This window comes from Algibacter sp. 2305UL17-15 (genome assembly GCF_040720935.1).
GTDB lineage: Bacteria > Bacteroidota > Bacteroidia > Flavobacteriales > Flavobacteriaceae > Jejuia.
Window position 1 is genome coordinate 18,325 of record NZ_JBFDAE010000017.1, and the last position, 14,734, is coordinate 33,058.

A 14,734-nucleotide genomic window follows, 5' to 3' on the forward strand; every position below is an offset into this window, starting at 1 on the left:
AACATATTAAAAACATTATATTTACAATAAAAAATTTATGGCGAAAATATCATTTGAGGAGTGGAAAAATAGTATGTCTTTTATGATAGATGACAATTTTGACAATAGCTTTTTACAAACCATTACACCTATTACTAGATTAATTAATAGTTCTTGTCGAAATTTTTCTGATCCAAATGAGCTATCGTCATTTTTAACCACTGATAGTGGGGATATATCTTCTCTAATAAAATTAAAGGCATTCGTTTCAGTTATAGGGCTATCAGAAGAAAGACTTAAAAGAGTCGTATCTCTAATGAGGTTTAGATTTTTTGGAGAGGAGTTTAGGACAGAGTGGGCAGTCAAACGTATTAGCCGGACTTTGAATGAGAATGAAGAATTCAGAAATCTTTTAATTGATTTTTTTATTAATGGTCGAAATTCTAGAATTGGCAGAGAAATGCCATTATATTATATGCGGAATTTCAATCTATTAAATGCTGATTTTATAACAGATTTAAGTGAATTCAATTATGTAGAAAGAATTTTAAATGATAATGAAATTCAGGGTAAATATTCGAATGAAGTAGGTGCTCACGTTGAAAGAATAATACAGAATAGATTAGATGAATATCAACAAACATCAAACAATGAATTGAGATATGAAATTCAAAAAGAATTTCCACTACTCAATAAAAATATTGACTTCTTAATACCAAATGTTGATGCCCCTATAATTTTGATAGAATCATCATATAATATCACGACAGGTAGTGGTCAATCAAAACGAGCCGACCAATTAGTTGAGCTTTATGGAATTTTAATGCGTCACAATGCTAATCATAGAGCAAATAGAATTATTATGCTAAATTATTGTGATGGTTTTGGTTGGGTAGGAAGACAGAATGACTTACATAGAATTTACGATTCAAGTGATTTTGTATTTAATCAAAATCAACTTCACGTTTTAGATGAAGTTCTTAATGAATATTATTAACTATAATAGGTTCATTTTCTATTAACTCAACTATATTATTTGAATATATTTTGGCTAATTGACTAGCAACGTGTTCAACTACAGGAACAGCTACCGTATTTCCTAACAAATCAAAAGCTTCAGTTTCTTTAACTGGAATTTCATACCATTCAGGATAACCGAATAAACGTAATCCTTCGCGAATTGTTAATCTTCTTAATCCACCATTATCCGGAACTGCTAACCGTAAAACATCAGTAGCAACAAGAGTTGGTGCAATATCATTTGGATCCAATATTTTATTGATTTCAAAACTCAATTTTCCAGTTACAATGTTGTAACCTTTTGGTTTTGTTTCATCATAAACACGATATTTTTTCTCACCGTTTTCAGTTTTTTCTCGAACTAATTTTTTTGGATATTCAAATCTTAAATATCCCTTTTTAACTAAATCATCTAATAATCCTTTGAGGTTTTCGTCTTTATGAAATGTTGAGATTTGTTTTAAAGTCAACGCCATTCCGTCCATCCAATCAATACCTATTTTTTCAGCCCAATGTTTTTTTCTTCTTTCTTTAAATAATTTATTTAATAAAATAATCTGTTTATCAGATACTTCTCCCTTAATACCAATATCCCAACTATGAATATTATTATCACCACCTCTTTTATCCTTAATAGATTTACCATATAAATCTTCCATTTCAAAATGCTGGAAAAGCTTTTGAGTGAAATCAGAATTAATCGTTTCTAAACCATTTTCTAAAATCGTTTTCAAAGGTTTAAAATGCTTTTCATTAACATTTAAATTAGCTGTTTCATCTTTTGTTCCAACTATAAAAATTCTTTTACGAGATTGTGGCAAACCAAAATCAATTGAATCTAATACTTCCCAAGAAACATTGTAACCTAATTCATCTTTTAACTTGTATAAAATAGTAGATAAAGTCCTTCCTATTTTATCATTTTTGCTTTCTAAATCGTGTTTAACAAGTCCTTCAACATTTTCAAGAATAAAGCCATAAGGTTTTTTTGCTTTTAGTATTCTCTCTATCTCAAAGAACAATGTACCTCTAGTATCAACAAAACCTTGTCTTTTACCTCCTGCACTAAATGGTTGGCAAGGAAATCCCCCCAAAAGAAAATCAAAATCAGGAATAAATTCATTTCTAATATCAAATAAATCTCCAGCTAAAAAATCCTGTTCAAAATTATGTTTTAATGTCTTAACTGCATAAGGCTTAATTTCAGAGGTTAAAACACATTCTGTTTTAAAACCTAAATTTTGAAAAGCACTCTCAAATCCTAATCTAATTCCTCCTAAACCAGCAAACAAATCAATAAATTTTACTTTTTGCATTTCAGTTAGTTTTTAGATTTATATTCAGTATGTGGTTCAGCTACAATTGACAATTGACTTTCATATTCCTCAATTTCTATTTTTTCGCAACCAATAGCAGTCAAACATTGCAGAAAGAAAGAAGCACTAAAAGTTCCTCTACTAATTTTACTATCAATACTTGACTTTGTTTCTTCTATCCCTATTTGTTCAAGCAAATTAACTAAATCAGAATTTGAAATTCCTTTTCGAACCAATTCTGACTTTAATAAGCGTTTAACTTTATCATTCCACTCTGACATAATTTAGAAGTTTTATTCATTGCAAATTTTAATAAAAATTATCATATATGCAAATTTTAAGTCAAAAATAAAAATACGTTGGGTAACAATGTATAAAAAACATAGGGCATTTGTGCTTAATCAAAAGGTCTGTGATTGTTAACAAAGTCCGCTAAATATAAAATTTGGCGTTTATAAAAGAAAAGGTAAAAGCAAAATATTTATATTTAGCTCAGTAATAAACCGAAACGTATCGCTTATCACCTGCCCTACATTTCTTATACTAGACGTTAAACGAAACATAAAAAAATGAAAAAAGTCCACTCCGTAGAAGAATACATAGAAGAAAGTGCCCACTATAGTAATGCGTTAAACTTATTACGCTCCATCATCCTTTCCACAGAACTTGAAGAAACCGTAAAATGGAGTTGTCCTGTGTATGCCTTAAATGGTAAAAACGTATTAAGTCTCGGTGCTTTTAAGAACCATTTTGGAATATGGTTCTTCAATGGTGTGTTTTTAAAGGATGAACAAAACCTCCTTAGAAATGCCCAAGACGGAAAAACAAAAGCCATGCGACAAATGCGTTTTGAAAATATAGAAGATATTGATAAAAACGTTGTCTTAGCTTATGTAAAGGAAGCCATTGAAAATCAAAAATTGGGTAAAGAAATTAAGCCTGTAAAAACTACCAAAAAAGATATTGTAATTCCTGCTGAACTCAAAACTGTATTGGATTCTGATACCGACTTAAATAATTCCTTTAAAAATCTCACTCCAAGTAAACGGCGCGAGTATTGTGACTACATTGCTTCTGCAAAACGAGACGCCACAAAACAAACCCGCTTAGAAAAAATAAAACCGATGATTTTAGAAAACATCGGTTTGAATGATAAGTATAAAAATTGTTAGAACAATTTCAAATTAAGAGAATTATAGTTTGTTCTCTTAGTAATTCCAATATTTTTTTTAAAGCGATACTTTAGTACCAACATCTTTTCCGTCTATAATATCTATTATAATATTATCTTTTTTACCATTCACAATATAGGTAGGTATATTATTTGCTGCTGCTTGTTGTGCATAATCTAACTTGGAGCCCATACCTCCTCTACCTTCTCCTTCGATTTTATTATTCTCTTTAATGTATTTATCTAAATCGTCGTCTGGGTCAACATTTGTAATTAAATCGCTATTTTCTTCCTCTGGATGTCCGTCGTAAAGGCCGTCTATATCAGTTAAAATAATCAGCCTATCTGCATTTATAAGTTGCGCAATTAAACTCGCTAACTCATCATTATCTGAAAACATAGACATGGTAACAGATACTGCATCATCTTCATTAGCAATAGGCACAACACCTTCAGACAATAAGCCCTCGCAACAACTAATCATATTTTCTCTGTGTACACCTGGCGTAAAATCTCTTTTGGTGGGCAATACTTGAGCGCATTTCATTCCATACTCATGGAAAATATTATAATACAAACGCATCATTCTTGGTTGCCCAATGGCAGAATATACTTGTCGTCTTTGGGTTCTATTTTCAATTTTAGATTCCCCCATCACTTCGCGACCTGCAATTACAGATCCTGATGATACTAAAATCGTCATAATATCCCGCTCGTAAAGCTCCGCGATTTGTTTTACCAAACGTCTCAACACAGGTCTTACAATTCGGTTGTCCTTATTGGTCATAACGTTTGTACCAACTTTAATTACTATTCTTTCTTTGTACATATTAATATTCTTTTCCTAATTCAACAGCTCTATTAAATGCAGCAAAAGCAGCGTCTTTTATTAATTCGCTCAAATTATTATCATCCATAGAGTCTAAAGCTGCGCGAGTTGTACCACCTTTAGAAGCCACAAGTTCCATCCAAGAATTAGGGGATAAATTAGATTGGTTAAAGAGCTCTACGGCTCCAGTAAACGTCTGACTAACCAACATGGTAGAATCGTTTTTTGAAAAGCCCATTTGTAACGCTGCTTCCATCATGCTTTGCATAAAATAAAACACGTATGCGGGTCCGCTTCCAGAAATCCCTGTGGATGCATCTATCAATCCTTCGTTTGAAACTTTAATGGATTTTCCTGTGGTATCCAATAAACTTTCTACCGTTAAAAGCTCAATACGAGACACTTCTGGCGAAGCCACATAAGAGGTTAAGCCTTTACCAATTTGTGCTGGTAAATTCGGCATTGCCCTAACTATTTTTTTCAATCCTGTTATTTCGGTAATTCTAGGTATAGTAACACCTGCCATAATGGAAATAATAATTTGTTGTGGTGTTACCAATGGCTGAATAGAATTAAACACCTCTTCAGCATGATATGGTTTTACAGCTATAAATATAATATCTGCTATTGGCACACAATCATCCAATTTTTCAAACGTATCAAAATGCGATATTTTGTCTAACGCTTCCAGTTTCTCCTTGGAGTTATCCAAAACCATGATATTTCGTTTTTTCAATAGTTTGGATTTAGACATTCCTTCGGCATAGGTTAAGCCCATGTTGCCAGCTCCAATTACAAGTACTCTCATTTATTTTAGTTTTTAGTTTTAGATAAAAAGCATACAATCTTTACAGTCTTTTACCTCACCATAATAGGTTTCCCGGTATTTATGTACTGTTTTAAATGGCAATCCTAACAAACACTTTTTAATGTAAGTTACTTTTGTTATTAATTCTCCCATTCTAACAGAATGTCGCTTTTCAATTTTTGTTTCTCTTTTTATTTGTATTATTTTCATTAAAATTTTATGTGTTTTGATTACATGTGATTAGCGTTCTAATCGCATTTCTATATATTTTGTTTTAAAGCCTTGGTTTTTAAATAACGCTACGGCAGGATTTTCCTTATGTATATGTAATGCAATGTCTCCATCGCAATATTCTTTAACATAATTAATTAGAGCATTGGCTACTCCAGCTCCACGATATTCTGTTTTTACGGCAATATTTACTAGAATGTTTTCGGCTATATATTCGTTCATGCCTGTTCTGTTAATAACTAGCACTCCTATAATTTCATCTTTTTTCTCAGCTACGAAAACATAACCTCCCAAACCGGGAACCTCCTTTGCTGCGTACATCAAGGACTTTCTGATAGCGCTTTTACTATCCTTATAAACACCCGAATAGTCGTGCAAGAAATTGGTAATACGGTTTATGTTGAAAATTGATAACCGTGAAAAGGCATCAAACGTTTTAATAATCATTGTGTATGAATGAATTTTGTTATAACTTCAAAATGATATAGTTATCTCAAAAATGATTGAAAAGCACCAATGCAACAAACTTTTTTTTTAAGCTGAAAACATTAAGATATAATAGGTGTTTTTTAGTTGCAAAGATTGAGCAACTGATTACAGGAATGTAGGAGGAATAAATTTATCAGACTGATTTCTGAACACTAAAAAATTGAAGTTAAATATTCTTGAGTTGCGCTTTTCATGAATTCCTTTTCCCATGGTGCAAATTTACAAAAACTGAACCCCAATAACAAGTTACCTTTGTTAAGATAATCACAAGCTAAAAAATACAGCACCATTAAAAAGGCTTCCCAATTGGAAAGCCTTCTGTATATAATATTCCTAAAAAGTTTATTTTTTCGCTGGAGCGTTGAGTTTTGTACTCATTTCCATAGAAATAGCAGTACGATCAAACTTAAGCTTACCCGCTAAAGTTTCGATAACACAGGTGCTATCTTTATCATTCAATTCTGCTATTTTTCCGTGCAAACCACTTTTGGTAACCACTTTATCGCCTCGCTTTAATTCAGCTGCAAATTTCTTTTCTTTTTTAGCGCGCTGCATTTGTGGTCTAATGATGAAGAAATAAAATATCACCATCATTAAAATTAAAAGTCCGCCTTGTCCTGCAAAAAATTCTCCCATTTTTTTTATTTAGCTTTTAGCTGCTGGTTTAGCGGCATTTGGATCTGGTTTAACAAATGCTGTGATTTTTACAGTCTCTGTTCCTTTTTCTGTGTTGGCAGTAACCGTAATAGTTTTAGAAACTTTATTAGAACCACTTCCATTAAATTTTACTGTGAATTGCCCTTCTCCACCTGGAGCTAAGGGTTCTCTACTCCAATCTTTTGGTACAGTACACCCACAAGAACTTTTTATATTCGTAATTACCAAAGGGCCTTCTCCCGTGTTTTTATACTTAAATATAGTTTCAACAGAGGTTTTAGCTTCTATTTCGCCAAAATCGTGTTCTTTTTTATCAAATGTCAAAACTGGAAATTTAGACGCAACCGCATCTCTTACCGCTGCCTCGGCCACATTAGTTTCGTTAATTTTTTTTGTTGCATCTTCTTTACAGCTTGTAAAGGCTACTAAACACAGGGTACTGATCCCTAAAATTATTTTTTTCATAATTGATTGTTTTTATGATTTGGTGCGCAAAAATAGTAATAATTTAACTGTTTAAAAACTTTTTGACACTATCTTAACGGTTTTCAGCTTAGATTAAGCCTCTTCCTACCTTATTAAACTTTCCGTCTTTCTTGTATTCCTTAACCAATTTATCTAAAATACCGTTGATAAAAATACTGCTTTTAGGCGTTGAATATTCTTTGGCAATCTCTAAATATTCATTGATGGTAACCTTTACAGGGATAGACGGAAAATGGTGCAATTCGCAAATCCCCATCTGTAACAATACATAATCTATATTGGCTATTCTATCTGCGTCCCAGTTTTGGGTTTTTTGCTCAATTTCCTTTTTAAGAGATGCATTATTTAAAATGGTTTTTCTAAACAGATCTATCGCAAATTGTTTGTCCTCAATATCTTTATACAATTTTGGAGTAAAATGAGTTTCGGGACTATTTACTTTTAATTTTCTAAGCAATTTTAAAATGGTGGTGTTTACCGTTGGCAAATCATCCAACCATGTTAAATTCTTATCCTCAATATATTCGTAAAGCTTTTCGTTGGGTGCAATAACGTCTTTAAAAATATCTATAAAAAAGTCTTTATCTTCCTTAAAATCCGATGTTCTGGTTTGCATATAATCTTCATACAAATCACTTTTAACAATGGCTTTAAAGATAATATCAACATATTCGCTATCTAAATCCCAATTAACGGCTTTATTAGACTCTAAGTTAGATTTAAAAGCTTCATTCTCCTCAATGATCTGAAAAACCTGGTTGTTTATAAATTTTCTATTAGGATTTTTGTCTTCGGAAGTTGCTAAATGCTTCTTTTCCTTCTTTTGTAAATCTTGTTCTGCCCTTTTTTTTACTTCAACTAATAAAGAAATTAGTAATAAGTATAAATTGTGCATATTCTCGATACTAAACAACAGGAATTTTTGATCCTTAGTTAAATCATCACTTTCACTCCCCTTAAAGGCGTAAATGGTTTGCATTACTTTTACACGAATATGTCTTCTGTTTAGCATCATTACAAAGAACTTTAATTAAAACGCATGGTTTTTATTTCACTTTTAAAGATGGCAAAAATAAGACTATTTTAATAAAGACGAATGTAAAACCATATTTTGTTCAGATTAAAAAAACTGCCACGAATTCATGAATTTTATAGGAGTACAAACTCATCTACTCGTGAATTTGTGGCTAAAAAAATAGCGCTAATTTTAAAGTAAAAACATAACACTCTATAAATTTTCTTTGGGTATTATTTAACAGTTCCCAATTTCCAGACAACCACAATTGTTCATTTAATCCTTTATATTTGCAAGACATTTTTTGATCACAAGTGAAAGAGCTAAAACATTTAAATAAATACTTCTTAAAATACAAAACCCATCTTTTGGTTGGGGTTGTAATTACTATTGTTGCTAGAATTTTTTTACTCTTCACGCCACGTTATATCAGGCGTATTTTCGAAATCATTGAAAATAAAGCTGGACTAAGCGAATCTGCCATTAAATCTGAACTATTAGAAGCCATTCTTTACATTATAGGAGCTGCTATAATTGCGGGCGTATTTACGTTTTTAATGCGACAAACTATTATTAACGTATCTCGATATATTGAATACGATTTAAAAAATGAGGTTTATGCCCAATATCAAAAACTATCTCTAAACTTCTACAAAAAGAACAGAACTGGAGATTTAATGAACCGAATAAGTGAGGATGTTGGTCGTGTGCGTATGTACGCAGGCCCAGCTATCATGTACAGTATCAATACCATTACGTTGTTTGTTATTGCACTTGCTTACATGTTCAACCAAGCACCCACTTTAACACTTTATACAATTATTCCGTTACCCATTTTATCGGTTATCATCTATAAATTGAGTAAAGAAATACATAAAAGAAGTACGATTGTTCAAGAATATTTATCTAAACTTTCTACCTATACGCAGGAATCTTTTAGCGGAATTTCAGTCATTAAAGCTTACGGCATTGAACCGAAAACTTCGGCTAATTTCGATGATCTGTCAACTACCAGTAAAGAGAAACAATTACACTTGGTAAAAATACAAGCGCTGTTTTTTCCAATGATGATTTTACTCATAGGCACCAGTAACCTTCTGGTCATTTATATTGGCGGCATGCAATATATTAATGGCGAAATTGAAAGCTTAGGCACCATTGCCGAATTTATTATTTATGTAAATATGTTAACCTGGCCAGTTGCAACAGTTGGTTGGGTAACTTCTATTGTGCAGCAAGCCGAAGCGTCTCAAAAACGTATCAATGAGTTTTTAAAAATTGAACCGGAGATAAAAAATGAAGTTGAAGGACACACAGAAATTACTGGGGATATTTCATTTAAAAACGTATCGTTTACATATGATGACACCAATATTCAGGCTTTAAAAAATGTCTCGTTCGAAATTAAGGAAGGAGAAACTTTAGCTATTTTGGGAAAAACAGGTTCTGGAAAATCTACCATTCTGGATTTGGTAGGCAGGCTTTATGATGTAGATGAAGGCAGTATTTTGGTAAATAACAAAGAAATTAGAAACCACAACCTTACGGATTTAAGAGAAAGTACAGGCTATGTACCTCAAGATGCATTTCTGTTTTCAGATTCTATAAAGAACAATATTAAGTTTGGAAAAGAAGATGCTACAGACGAAGAGGTAATTTCAGCTGCAAAAAATGCGCAGGTTCATAAAAACATTATAAAATTCAACAAAGGCTATGATACCGTTTTAGGCGAACGCGGTATTACGCTTTCTGGCGGACAAAAACAGCGTGTGTCTATTGCAAGAGCCATTATAAAATCACCAAAAATTTTACTGTTTGATGATTGTTTATCAGCAGTTGATACCGAAACGGAAGAAAAAATATTGAATAATCTCTTCAAAATTTCCAAAGGAAAAACCACAATTATTGTCAGTCATCGTGTGTCTTCTGCTAAAAACGCGGATAAAATTATTGTTTTAGACAATGGTAAGATTGTTCAAAAAGGAACCCATAATAAGCTTATTGAAACCGAAGGCTATTACAAACATCTATATCTTAAACAATTAAGCGAAACCAACGAGAATAAAATTTAAATCATCTCTAATAAGTAGTATAAATCTTTATTGAAATTTTCATTTAATGCAATAAAAGTCACTATTTTAAAAAGAAACTTTAAAAAATGTTGGTAAGTTTAGGTTTTTTTTAGATTTTTGATGTAAACAATAAGTATTTAATTAAATTGAAATATAATGAGTAACAACGGCATGATGGAGCAAGAGGAGATTTTTTCTAAGGTATTACGAGCAGGAAGACGCACCTATTTTTTTGATGTTAGAGCTACAAAAGCAGATGATTATTACTTGACGATTACCGAGAGTAAAAAATTCACAAACGACGATGGTTCTTTCCATTACAAAAAGCACAAAATCTATATTTATAAGGAAGATTTTACTGAATTTAAGGAGATTCTAGCTGAAATGACAGATTATATTATTGCCGAAAAAGGTAATGAAGTGATAAGCGAACGCCATCAAAAAGACTTTAAAAAGGAATATGATGCGCCAGCAAATGAAGTTGCTTCTACTCCAGAAGAGCCAAAATCTACTGAAAGTTTTACGGACATAGACTTTGACGATATATAATCTTATCTAAAGGATTAAAATGATGAAACCGCTATTTTTAATGGCGGTTTTTTTATGGATTCTAATTAGCTAATAGAAGTTCCATTTTTTACTTTGGTTTCTGGGTTTAAAAGTATCACATCTTTTCCATCGACTGCACCTAAAACCAAACACTCACTCATAAACTTTGCTATTTGCTTCTTTGGAAAATTAACAATCGCCACAATTTGTTTGTTTAATAAATCTTCTTTAGAATATAATGTTGTGATTTGAGCTGACGTTTTTTTTAGGCCTAAGTCTCCAAAATCTATAGTCAATTGATAGGCAGGGTGTCGCGCTTCTGGAAAATCGTTGACTTCAATGATGGTGCCTACCCGAAAATCCACTTTGGTAAAATCTTCAAAAGATATTGTTTCGTTCATTTTTTAAAATTGAGAACTTAATATAAAGATAAATTTAATGAAGTGAATAATTATTTTTGAAAACCACTATTGTCCGATTAAATTTCGCTCCTATGGAGCTTTATAACATTTTTTGCTTCGGTCTATAAAGATTACGCTCCTCTGGAGCTAAAAGAATCCCATAGGGATGGAATCTTTGTAGCAAAAGGATAAGAGCTAAAAAATCAAGCCCCATCGGGGCGACATCTTAAACATCGCTTATCAAGTAAAAGGTTGAAAGATTTCTGATTTTTTTATCGGACACCAACGATTGAAAATAAGAAATTTTTTACCCTTGAATTATAATTGCTCCGATATCCAACTCGTATTTTATTAATTTTAACGAACTTTGAGAAAACTTTAGATTATGGCAAGAACACCTTCAAATATGCTTCCGCTAGGAACAAAAGCTCCATATTTTTCTCTTTTGGATACTGTTTCCGATTCCAAACGAAGTTTAAATGAATTGAAAGGAGAACATGGCACGGTAGTCATGTTTATCTGTAACCATTGCCCGTTTGTCATTCATGTGAATTCTGAATTGGTGGCGATAGCTAATGAGTACACGTCAAAAGGCATTTCGTTTATAGCCATTTCAAGTAATGATGCTGTAAATTATCCGCAAGATGGCCCTGATAAAATGAAAGTTCATGCTAAATCTGAAGGTTACCCATTCCCTTATTTATATGATGAAACCCAAGAGATAGCAAAGGCTTACGACGCTGCTTGCACTCCAGATTTCTATGTATTTAATGATGGATTGGAATTAGTATATCGCGGACAATTAGACGATTCTAGACCTGGAAATGGAATTCCGCTTTCTGGAAAAGATTTGAGAAACGCTTTAGATTGTATTTTGGAAGGCAAAGAAAATAAGGCAAATCAAAAACCAAGTATTGGCTGTAACATAAAATGGAAAAGTTAATGTAATTTCAATTGCCAAATACCTACATCATGCCATTTCCCAAATTTTAAACCCACTTCCTTTAAGTGTGCTACTTCTTTAAACCCAAACTTTTTGTGAAGTTTTACGCTGGCTTCATTTGGTATGGTCAACACGCCCAAAACTGTGTGAGCTTCTGTTTGTTTCAATTGCCCTATTAATGCTTTGTACAGTTGCGTTCCAATTTGCTTGCCGTGGGCTGTATGTTTTATATAAACCGTAGATTCAACCGAAAAATTATAGGCAGGTTTTGGTCTGAATTTACTCCCGTAAGCAAAACCTAAAATTTCATTCTGGTCTTCATATACTAAAAACGGATATTCAGCATTTATACTACTTATTTTCCCTTGAAAAACTTCAAACGATAAAGGTTCAATATCAAAAGTAACAACAGTATTCACAACATAATAATTGTAAATTTCCAGTAATGCTTGAGTATCCCCTGTTTGAAGTGTTCTAATCATTTAAAGCCAATCGTTACGCTTTAGTAAATTTTCTATATGGGCATAATGATGATTACTATGCCATGCATAGTTACCAATATTGTAATTCAATTTTACTTCGTTATTGGTTTCAGGATGTACAAAACACTTATTTAAATCTTCTTCAGATAAGCGTTTCAAGATATAGACCAACTTTTCGTGAAGCGCTTTAATATAACTTAAAGACATGCCTATGGGCGCAGTTCTAGTATCCATCAATTCTGCCCAACGGTCTTCATAATAGGCTTTTATTACAGGTTTATCTTCTGTTAATGTCCACTTAAACCGTGAATAACTATGATGATGACTATCGGCAATATGATGGACAACTTGTCTAATTGTCCAACCATCTGGTCTGTAAACCGTATCTAATTGTTTATCACTTAAATCCTTAACAAGGTTTTCTAAACGGTTTGGAAAATGCTCTAAAATAGAGATCCAACTTTCAATAATTTGTTCGGATATATTACTCGGGCATTCAAATTGACCTATGGGATATTTTAATTTTTCTAGTTCTGCTGAAGTCACAAGTTTTAATTTTGAAGTATCGCGCTAAAAATAAGTAATATTAGTGACTAAGCCACTTCTACCATTCCTTTTTTTACCCAATTAACAGCAGCATGAAGCGAATCAAAACTTTTTATTTTGTTTTTAAAAAATAAACTTTCTACCATGAGGTTGAGTTTACTGTGCGGAGAACTAGAAACAATGTAATAGGCTTTTAAAAGATAATTACTTTTAAAAAACTTTAACCAGTCTGCTGCCATAACTGCATAAGAATGTATGCGATTGGAAATGTAAACCAAATCGCTTCCATCTGTTCCTAAATAACAGGAGACATCTTCAGCAATAAGTTTCGCATGGTTTTCCCAACTGACATTAATACCTTGTTTAATTTCGGTAATTACAAACCCATTAAAAATGTAAACATTACCAAAAGAATAATTAAGTTCTTTCAGTACTTCCGAATATAAATCTGATTGTTTTACGCTTATCACGCTGCAAAACTACGAGTAAGAGATTAAATGTTAAAATATAATCGACAAACAAATTAATTAAACGTCGTGAGAACCAAATCAAAAAAAAGCACCCAAAAAATGAGTGCTTTAAATTATATAATTGATTTGTGTTTTCTATTTCACATTCATCAACTCTACATCGAAAATTAAATTTGCATCTGGTGGAATTACACCTCCTGCACCTGCGCTTCCATAACCTAAATGACTTGGAATTACCAAACGTGCTTTATCGCCAACATTTAATAAGCTAATCCCTTCGTCCCATCCTGGAATGACTTGACCAACTCCCAATGGAAAATCAATGGGCTGGTTTCTTTTGTAAGACGAATCGAATACTGTACCGTCAATTAATTGTCCTTTATAATGTACAGAAACAGTTTTACCTTTTTCTGCTTTTGCACCGTTTCCTTTTTGGATGATTCGGTAACGTAATCCGCTTTCTGTTTTATCAAATCCAGCAGCAACTTTATCCAATTCTGCTTCTACTTTTGCTAATTCTTCCGCTAGTCTTTTTTCCCTAGAACCTTCAAAAGTTCTAAAAGCTTCAACAGCTTTAAATGCTTCTGCGGCGTCTCCTACTCGTACAATTTCCAAACTTTCAATTTTATCGCCTTGAGCAATAGCATCAACAACATCTTGTCCCGTTTGTACTTTTCCAAAAACGGTGTGTTTCCCATCTAACCAAGCAGTTTCGGTATGTGTGATGAAAAACTGACTTCCATTAGTGCCTGGGCCTGCATTCGCCATAGATAATACCCCTGGGCCATCGTGTTTTAAATCTGGATGAAACTCGTCATCAAACTGGTATCCTGGATTCCCAGCACCAGAACCTTGTGGACAACCACCTTGAATCATAAAATCTGGAATAACCCTATGGAATTTTAAACCATCATAATAAGGTGTGCCTTGAGGTTTTATCTTGTTTTCTAAGTTTCCTTCAGCTAAAGCCACAAAATGACCTACTGTTCCCGGTGTTTTTTGGTATTCTAAAGCGACTACTATTTCGCCTTTAGATGTGTTGAATTTTGCGTATAATCCGTCTTGCATTGTACTTGTTTTTATTGAGCTGCAAATATATGAAATGATTTATGATTATGGATTTGTAGGTTTAATTAGTTGCTTCAATATGTTTTTTAAATTTTCGTAGGAAAAATTAATTATATTTACGGGGTAACAGTAACAAAAAAGTTACTAGCCCTTGATTTATTTACGGGATATCGGTGATAAAAGTTTTGATATAACGAGTTAG

At 32.5% G+C, this 14,734-nt stretch carries 19 protein-coding genes; 5 read left to right on the forward strand and 14 right to left on the reverse strand.

Annotated elements, in window-relative coordinates; translation table 11 throughout:
- Positions 1–37: 37 nt before the first annotated feature.
- Positions 38–976, forward strand: a complete 939-nt coding sequence (locus ABXQ82_RS15775; RefSeq protein WP_367061908.1) for a DpnII family type II restriction endonuclease — start codon at positions 38–40, stop codon at positions 974–976.
- Here ABXQ82_RS15775 and dcm read toward each other — a convergent pair.
- Together dcm and ABXQ82_RS15785 are read right to left on the reverse strand one after the other, a co-directional pair.
- Entirely contained in the window at positions 960–2,315 is a 1,356-nt protein-coding gene (dcm, locus tag ABXQ82_RS15780; protein WP_367061911.1) for a DNA (cytosine-5-)-methyltransferase, read from the reverse strand. The genes ABXQ82_RS15775 and dcm overlap by 17 nt on opposite strands.
- Before the next feature lie 5 nt (positions 2,316–2,320).
- On the reverse strand, positions 2,321–2,596 hold the full coding sequence (locus ABXQ82_RS15785) for a DUF6471 domain-containing protein (protein ID WP_367061914.1): 276 nt from the start codon (positions 2,594–2,596) through the stop codon (positions 2,321–2,323).
- Between the two features lie 288 nt (positions 2,597–2,884).
- Here ABXQ82_RS15785 and ABXQ82_RS15790 point away from each other — a divergent pair, with 288 nt between their 5' ends.
- Positions 2,885–3,487 (forward strand): DUF1801 domain-containing protein, encoded by a 603-nt coding sequence (locus ABXQ82_RS15790; protein WP_367061917.1) that lies wholly within the window; start codon positions 2,885–2,887, stop codon positions 3,485–3,487.
- A 57-nt stretch (positions 3,488–3,544) separates the two neighbouring features.
- Here the strand turns inward: ABXQ82_RS15790 and proB are convergent, their stop codons facing one another.
- The 7 genes from proB to nusB all read right to left on the reverse strand — a co-directional run bounded on the left by proB (position 3,545) and on the right by nusB (position 8,001).
- Positions 3,545–4,315, reverse strand: coding sequence for a glutamate 5-kinase (proB, locus tag ABXQ82_RS15795; protein ID WP_367061920.1), 771 nt, complete (start codon positions 4,313–4,315; stop codon positions 3,545–3,547).
- 1 nt (position 4,316) lies between these two features.
- The gene (proC, locus tag ABXQ82_RS15800) at positions 4,317–5,123 is read right to left on the reverse strand and encodes a pyrroline-5-carboxylate reductase (RefSeq protein ID WP_367061923.1); all 807 of its coding nucleotides are present in this window, start codon (positions 5,121–5,123) and stop codon (positions 4,317–4,319) included.
- Between the two features lie 18 nt (positions 5,124–5,141).
- Positions 5,142–5,333 (reverse strand): hypothetical protein, encoded by a 192-nt coding sequence (locus ABXQ82_RS15805; RefSeq protein ID WP_367061926.1) that lies wholly within the window; start codon positions 5,331–5,333, stop codon positions 5,142–5,144.
- A gap of 30 nt (positions 5,334–5,363) precedes the next feature.
- Positions 5,364–5,801 (reverse strand): GNAT family N-acetyltransferase, encoded by a 438-nt coding sequence (locus ABXQ82_RS15810; RefSeq protein ID WP_367061929.1) that lies wholly within the window; start codon positions 5,799–5,801, stop codon positions 5,364–5,366.
- Positions 5,802–6,185: 384 nt separating this feature from the next.
- Complete coding sequence (gene yajC, locus ABXQ82_RS15815; protein WP_367061932.1) at positions 6,186–6,479, reverse strand: preprotein translocase subunit YajC; 294 nt, start codon at positions 6,477–6,479, stop codon at positions 6,186–6,188.
- 9 nt (positions 6,480–6,488) lie between these two features.
- Positions 6,489–6,965 (reverse strand): DUF1573 domain-containing protein, encoded by a 477-nt coding sequence (locus tag ABXQ82_RS15820; protein WP_367061935.1) that lies wholly within the window; start codon positions 6,963–6,965, stop codon positions 6,489–6,491.
- Between the two features lie 88 nt (positions 6,966–7,053).
- Entirely contained in the window at positions 7,054–8,001 is a 948-nt protein-coding gene (nusB, locus tag ABXQ82_RS15825) for a transcription antitermination factor NusB (protein ID WP_367061938.1), read from the reverse strand.
- A 314-nt stretch (positions 8,002–8,315) separates the two neighbouring features.
- On the opposite strand from nusB, the gene ABXQ82_RS15830 reads away from it, so the two are divergent.
- Entirely contained in the window at positions 8,316–10,073 is a 1,758-nt protein-coding gene (locus ABXQ82_RS15830) for an ABC transporter ATP-binding protein (protein WP_367061941.1), read from the forward strand.
- Positions 10,074–10,229: 156 nt separating this feature from the next.
- Positions 10,230–10,622 carry a PUR family DNA/RNA-binding protein gene (locus tag ABXQ82_RS15835; RefSeq protein ID WP_367061944.1) on the forward strand — a complete coding sequence of 131 codons (393 nt, stop codon included), beginning with the start codon at positions 10,230–10,232 and terminating at the stop codon, positions 10,620–10,622.
- 65 nt (positions 10,623–10,687) lie between these two features.
- On the opposite strand, the gene ABXQ82_RS15840 is transcribed toward ABXQ82_RS15835, so the two are convergent.
- Positions 10,688–11,023 carry a tRNA-binding protein gene (locus tag ABXQ82_RS15840; protein ID WP_367061946.1) on the reverse strand — a complete coding sequence of 112 codons (336 nt, stop codon included), beginning with the start codon at positions 11,021–11,023 and terminating at the stop codon, positions 10,688–10,690.
- A 385-nt stretch (positions 11,024–11,408) separates the two neighbouring features.
- Between ABXQ82_RS15840 and ABXQ82_RS15845 the strand changes: the two genes are divergently transcribed.
- Positions 11,409–11,966, forward strand: a complete 558-nt coding sequence (locus tag ABXQ82_RS15845; protein ID WP_367061949.1) for a thioredoxin family protein — start codon at positions 11,409–11,411, stop codon at positions 11,964–11,966.
- Here ABXQ82_RS15845 and ABXQ82_RS15850 read toward each other — a convergent pair.
- The 4 genes from ABXQ82_RS15850 to ABXQ82_RS15865 all read right to left on the reverse strand — a co-directional run bounded on the left by ABXQ82_RS15850 (position 11,963) and on the right by ABXQ82_RS15865 (position 14,532).
- Positions 11,963–12,448, reverse strand: a complete 486-nt coding sequence (locus ABXQ82_RS15850; RefSeq protein ID WP_367061952.1) for an N-acetyltransferase family protein — start codon at positions 12,446–12,448, stop codon at positions 11,963–11,965. The two genes, ABXQ82_RS15845 and ABXQ82_RS15850, sit on opposite strands and share 4 nt — an antisense overlap.
- Positions 12,449–12,994, reverse strand: a complete 546-nt coding sequence (locus ABXQ82_RS15855) for a YfiT family bacillithiol transferase (RefSeq protein WP_367061955.1) — start codon at positions 12,992–12,994, stop codon at positions 12,449–12,451.
- Positions 12,995–13,041: 47 nt separating this feature from the next.
- A complete protein-coding gene (locus tag ABXQ82_RS15860) occupies positions 13,042–13,464 on the reverse strand; it encodes a hypothetical protein (protein ID WP_367061958.1) in 423 nt (140 codons plus the stop codon).
- 135 nt (positions 13,465–13,599) lie between these two features.
- Positions 13,600–14,532, reverse strand: a complete 933-nt coding sequence (locus tag ABXQ82_RS15865; RefSeq protein ID WP_367061961.1) for a peptidylprolyl isomerase — start codon at positions 14,530–14,532, stop codon at positions 13,600–13,602.
- Positions 14,533–14,734 lie beyond the last annotated feature (202 nt).

Bases quoted from the DNA above. Each gene is read 5' to 3' on its own strand.
- ABXQ82_RS15775 (WP_367061908.1), top strand. From the start codon at position 38: ATGGCGAAAATATCATTTGAGGAGTGGAAAAATAGTATGTCTTTTATG.
- dcm (WP_367061911.1), bottom strand. From the start codon at position 2,315: ATGCAAAAAGTAAAATTTATTGATTTGTTTGCTGGTTTAGGAGGAATT.
- ABXQ82_RS15785 (WP_367061914.1), bottom strand. From the start codon at position 2,596: ATGTCAGAGTGGAATGATAAAGTTAAACGCTTATTAAAGTCAGAATTG.
- ABXQ82_RS15790 (WP_367061917.1), top strand. From the start codon at position 2,885: ATGAAAAAAGTCCACTCCGTAGAAGAATACATAGAAGAAAGTGCCCAC.
- proB (WP_367061920.1), bottom strand. From the start codon at position 4,315: ATGTACAAAGAAAGAATAGTAATTAAAGTTGGTACAAACGTTATGACC.
- proC (WP_367061923.1), bottom strand. From the start codon at position 5,123: ATGAGAGTACTTGTAATTGGAGCTGGCAACATGGGCTTAACCTATGCC.
- ABXQ82_RS15805 (WP_367061926.1), bottom strand. From the start codon at position 5,333: ATGAAAATAATACAAATAAAAAGAGAAACAAAAATTGAAAAGCGACAT.
- ABXQ82_RS15810 (WP_367061929.1), bottom strand. From the start codon at position 5,801: ATGATTATTAAAACGTTTGATGCCTTTTCACGGTTATCAATTTTCAAC.
- yajC (WP_367061932.1), bottom strand. From the start codon at position 6,479: ATGGGAGAATTTTTTGCAGGACAAGGCGGACTTTTAATTTTAATGATG.
- ABXQ82_RS15820 (WP_367061935.1), bottom strand. From the start codon at position 6,965: ATGAAAAAAATAATTTTAGGGATCAGTACCCTGTGTTTAGTAGCCTTT.
- nusB (WP_367061938.1), bottom strand. From the start codon at position 8,001: ATGATGCTAAACAGAAGACATATTCGTGTAAAAGTAATGCAAACCATT.
- ABXQ82_RS15835 (WP_367061944.1), top strand. From the start codon at position 10,230: ATGAGTAACAACGGCATGATGGAGCAAGAGGAGATTTTTTCTAAGGTA.
- ABXQ82_RS15840 (WP_367061946.1), bottom strand. From the start codon at position 11,023: ATGAACGAAACAATATCTTTTGAAGATTTTACCAAAGTGGATTTTCGG.
- ABXQ82_RS15845 (WP_367061949.1), top strand. From the start codon at position 11,409: ATGGCAAGAACACCTTCAAATATGCTTCCGCTAGGAACAAAAGCTCCA.
- ABXQ82_RS15850 (WP_367061952.1), bottom strand. From the start codon at position 12,448: ATGATTAGAACACTTCAAACAGGGGATACTCAAGCATTACTGGAAATT.
- ABXQ82_RS15865 (WP_367061961.1), bottom strand. From the start codon at position 14,532: ATGCAAGACGGATTATACGCAAAATTCAACACATCTAAAGGCGAAATA.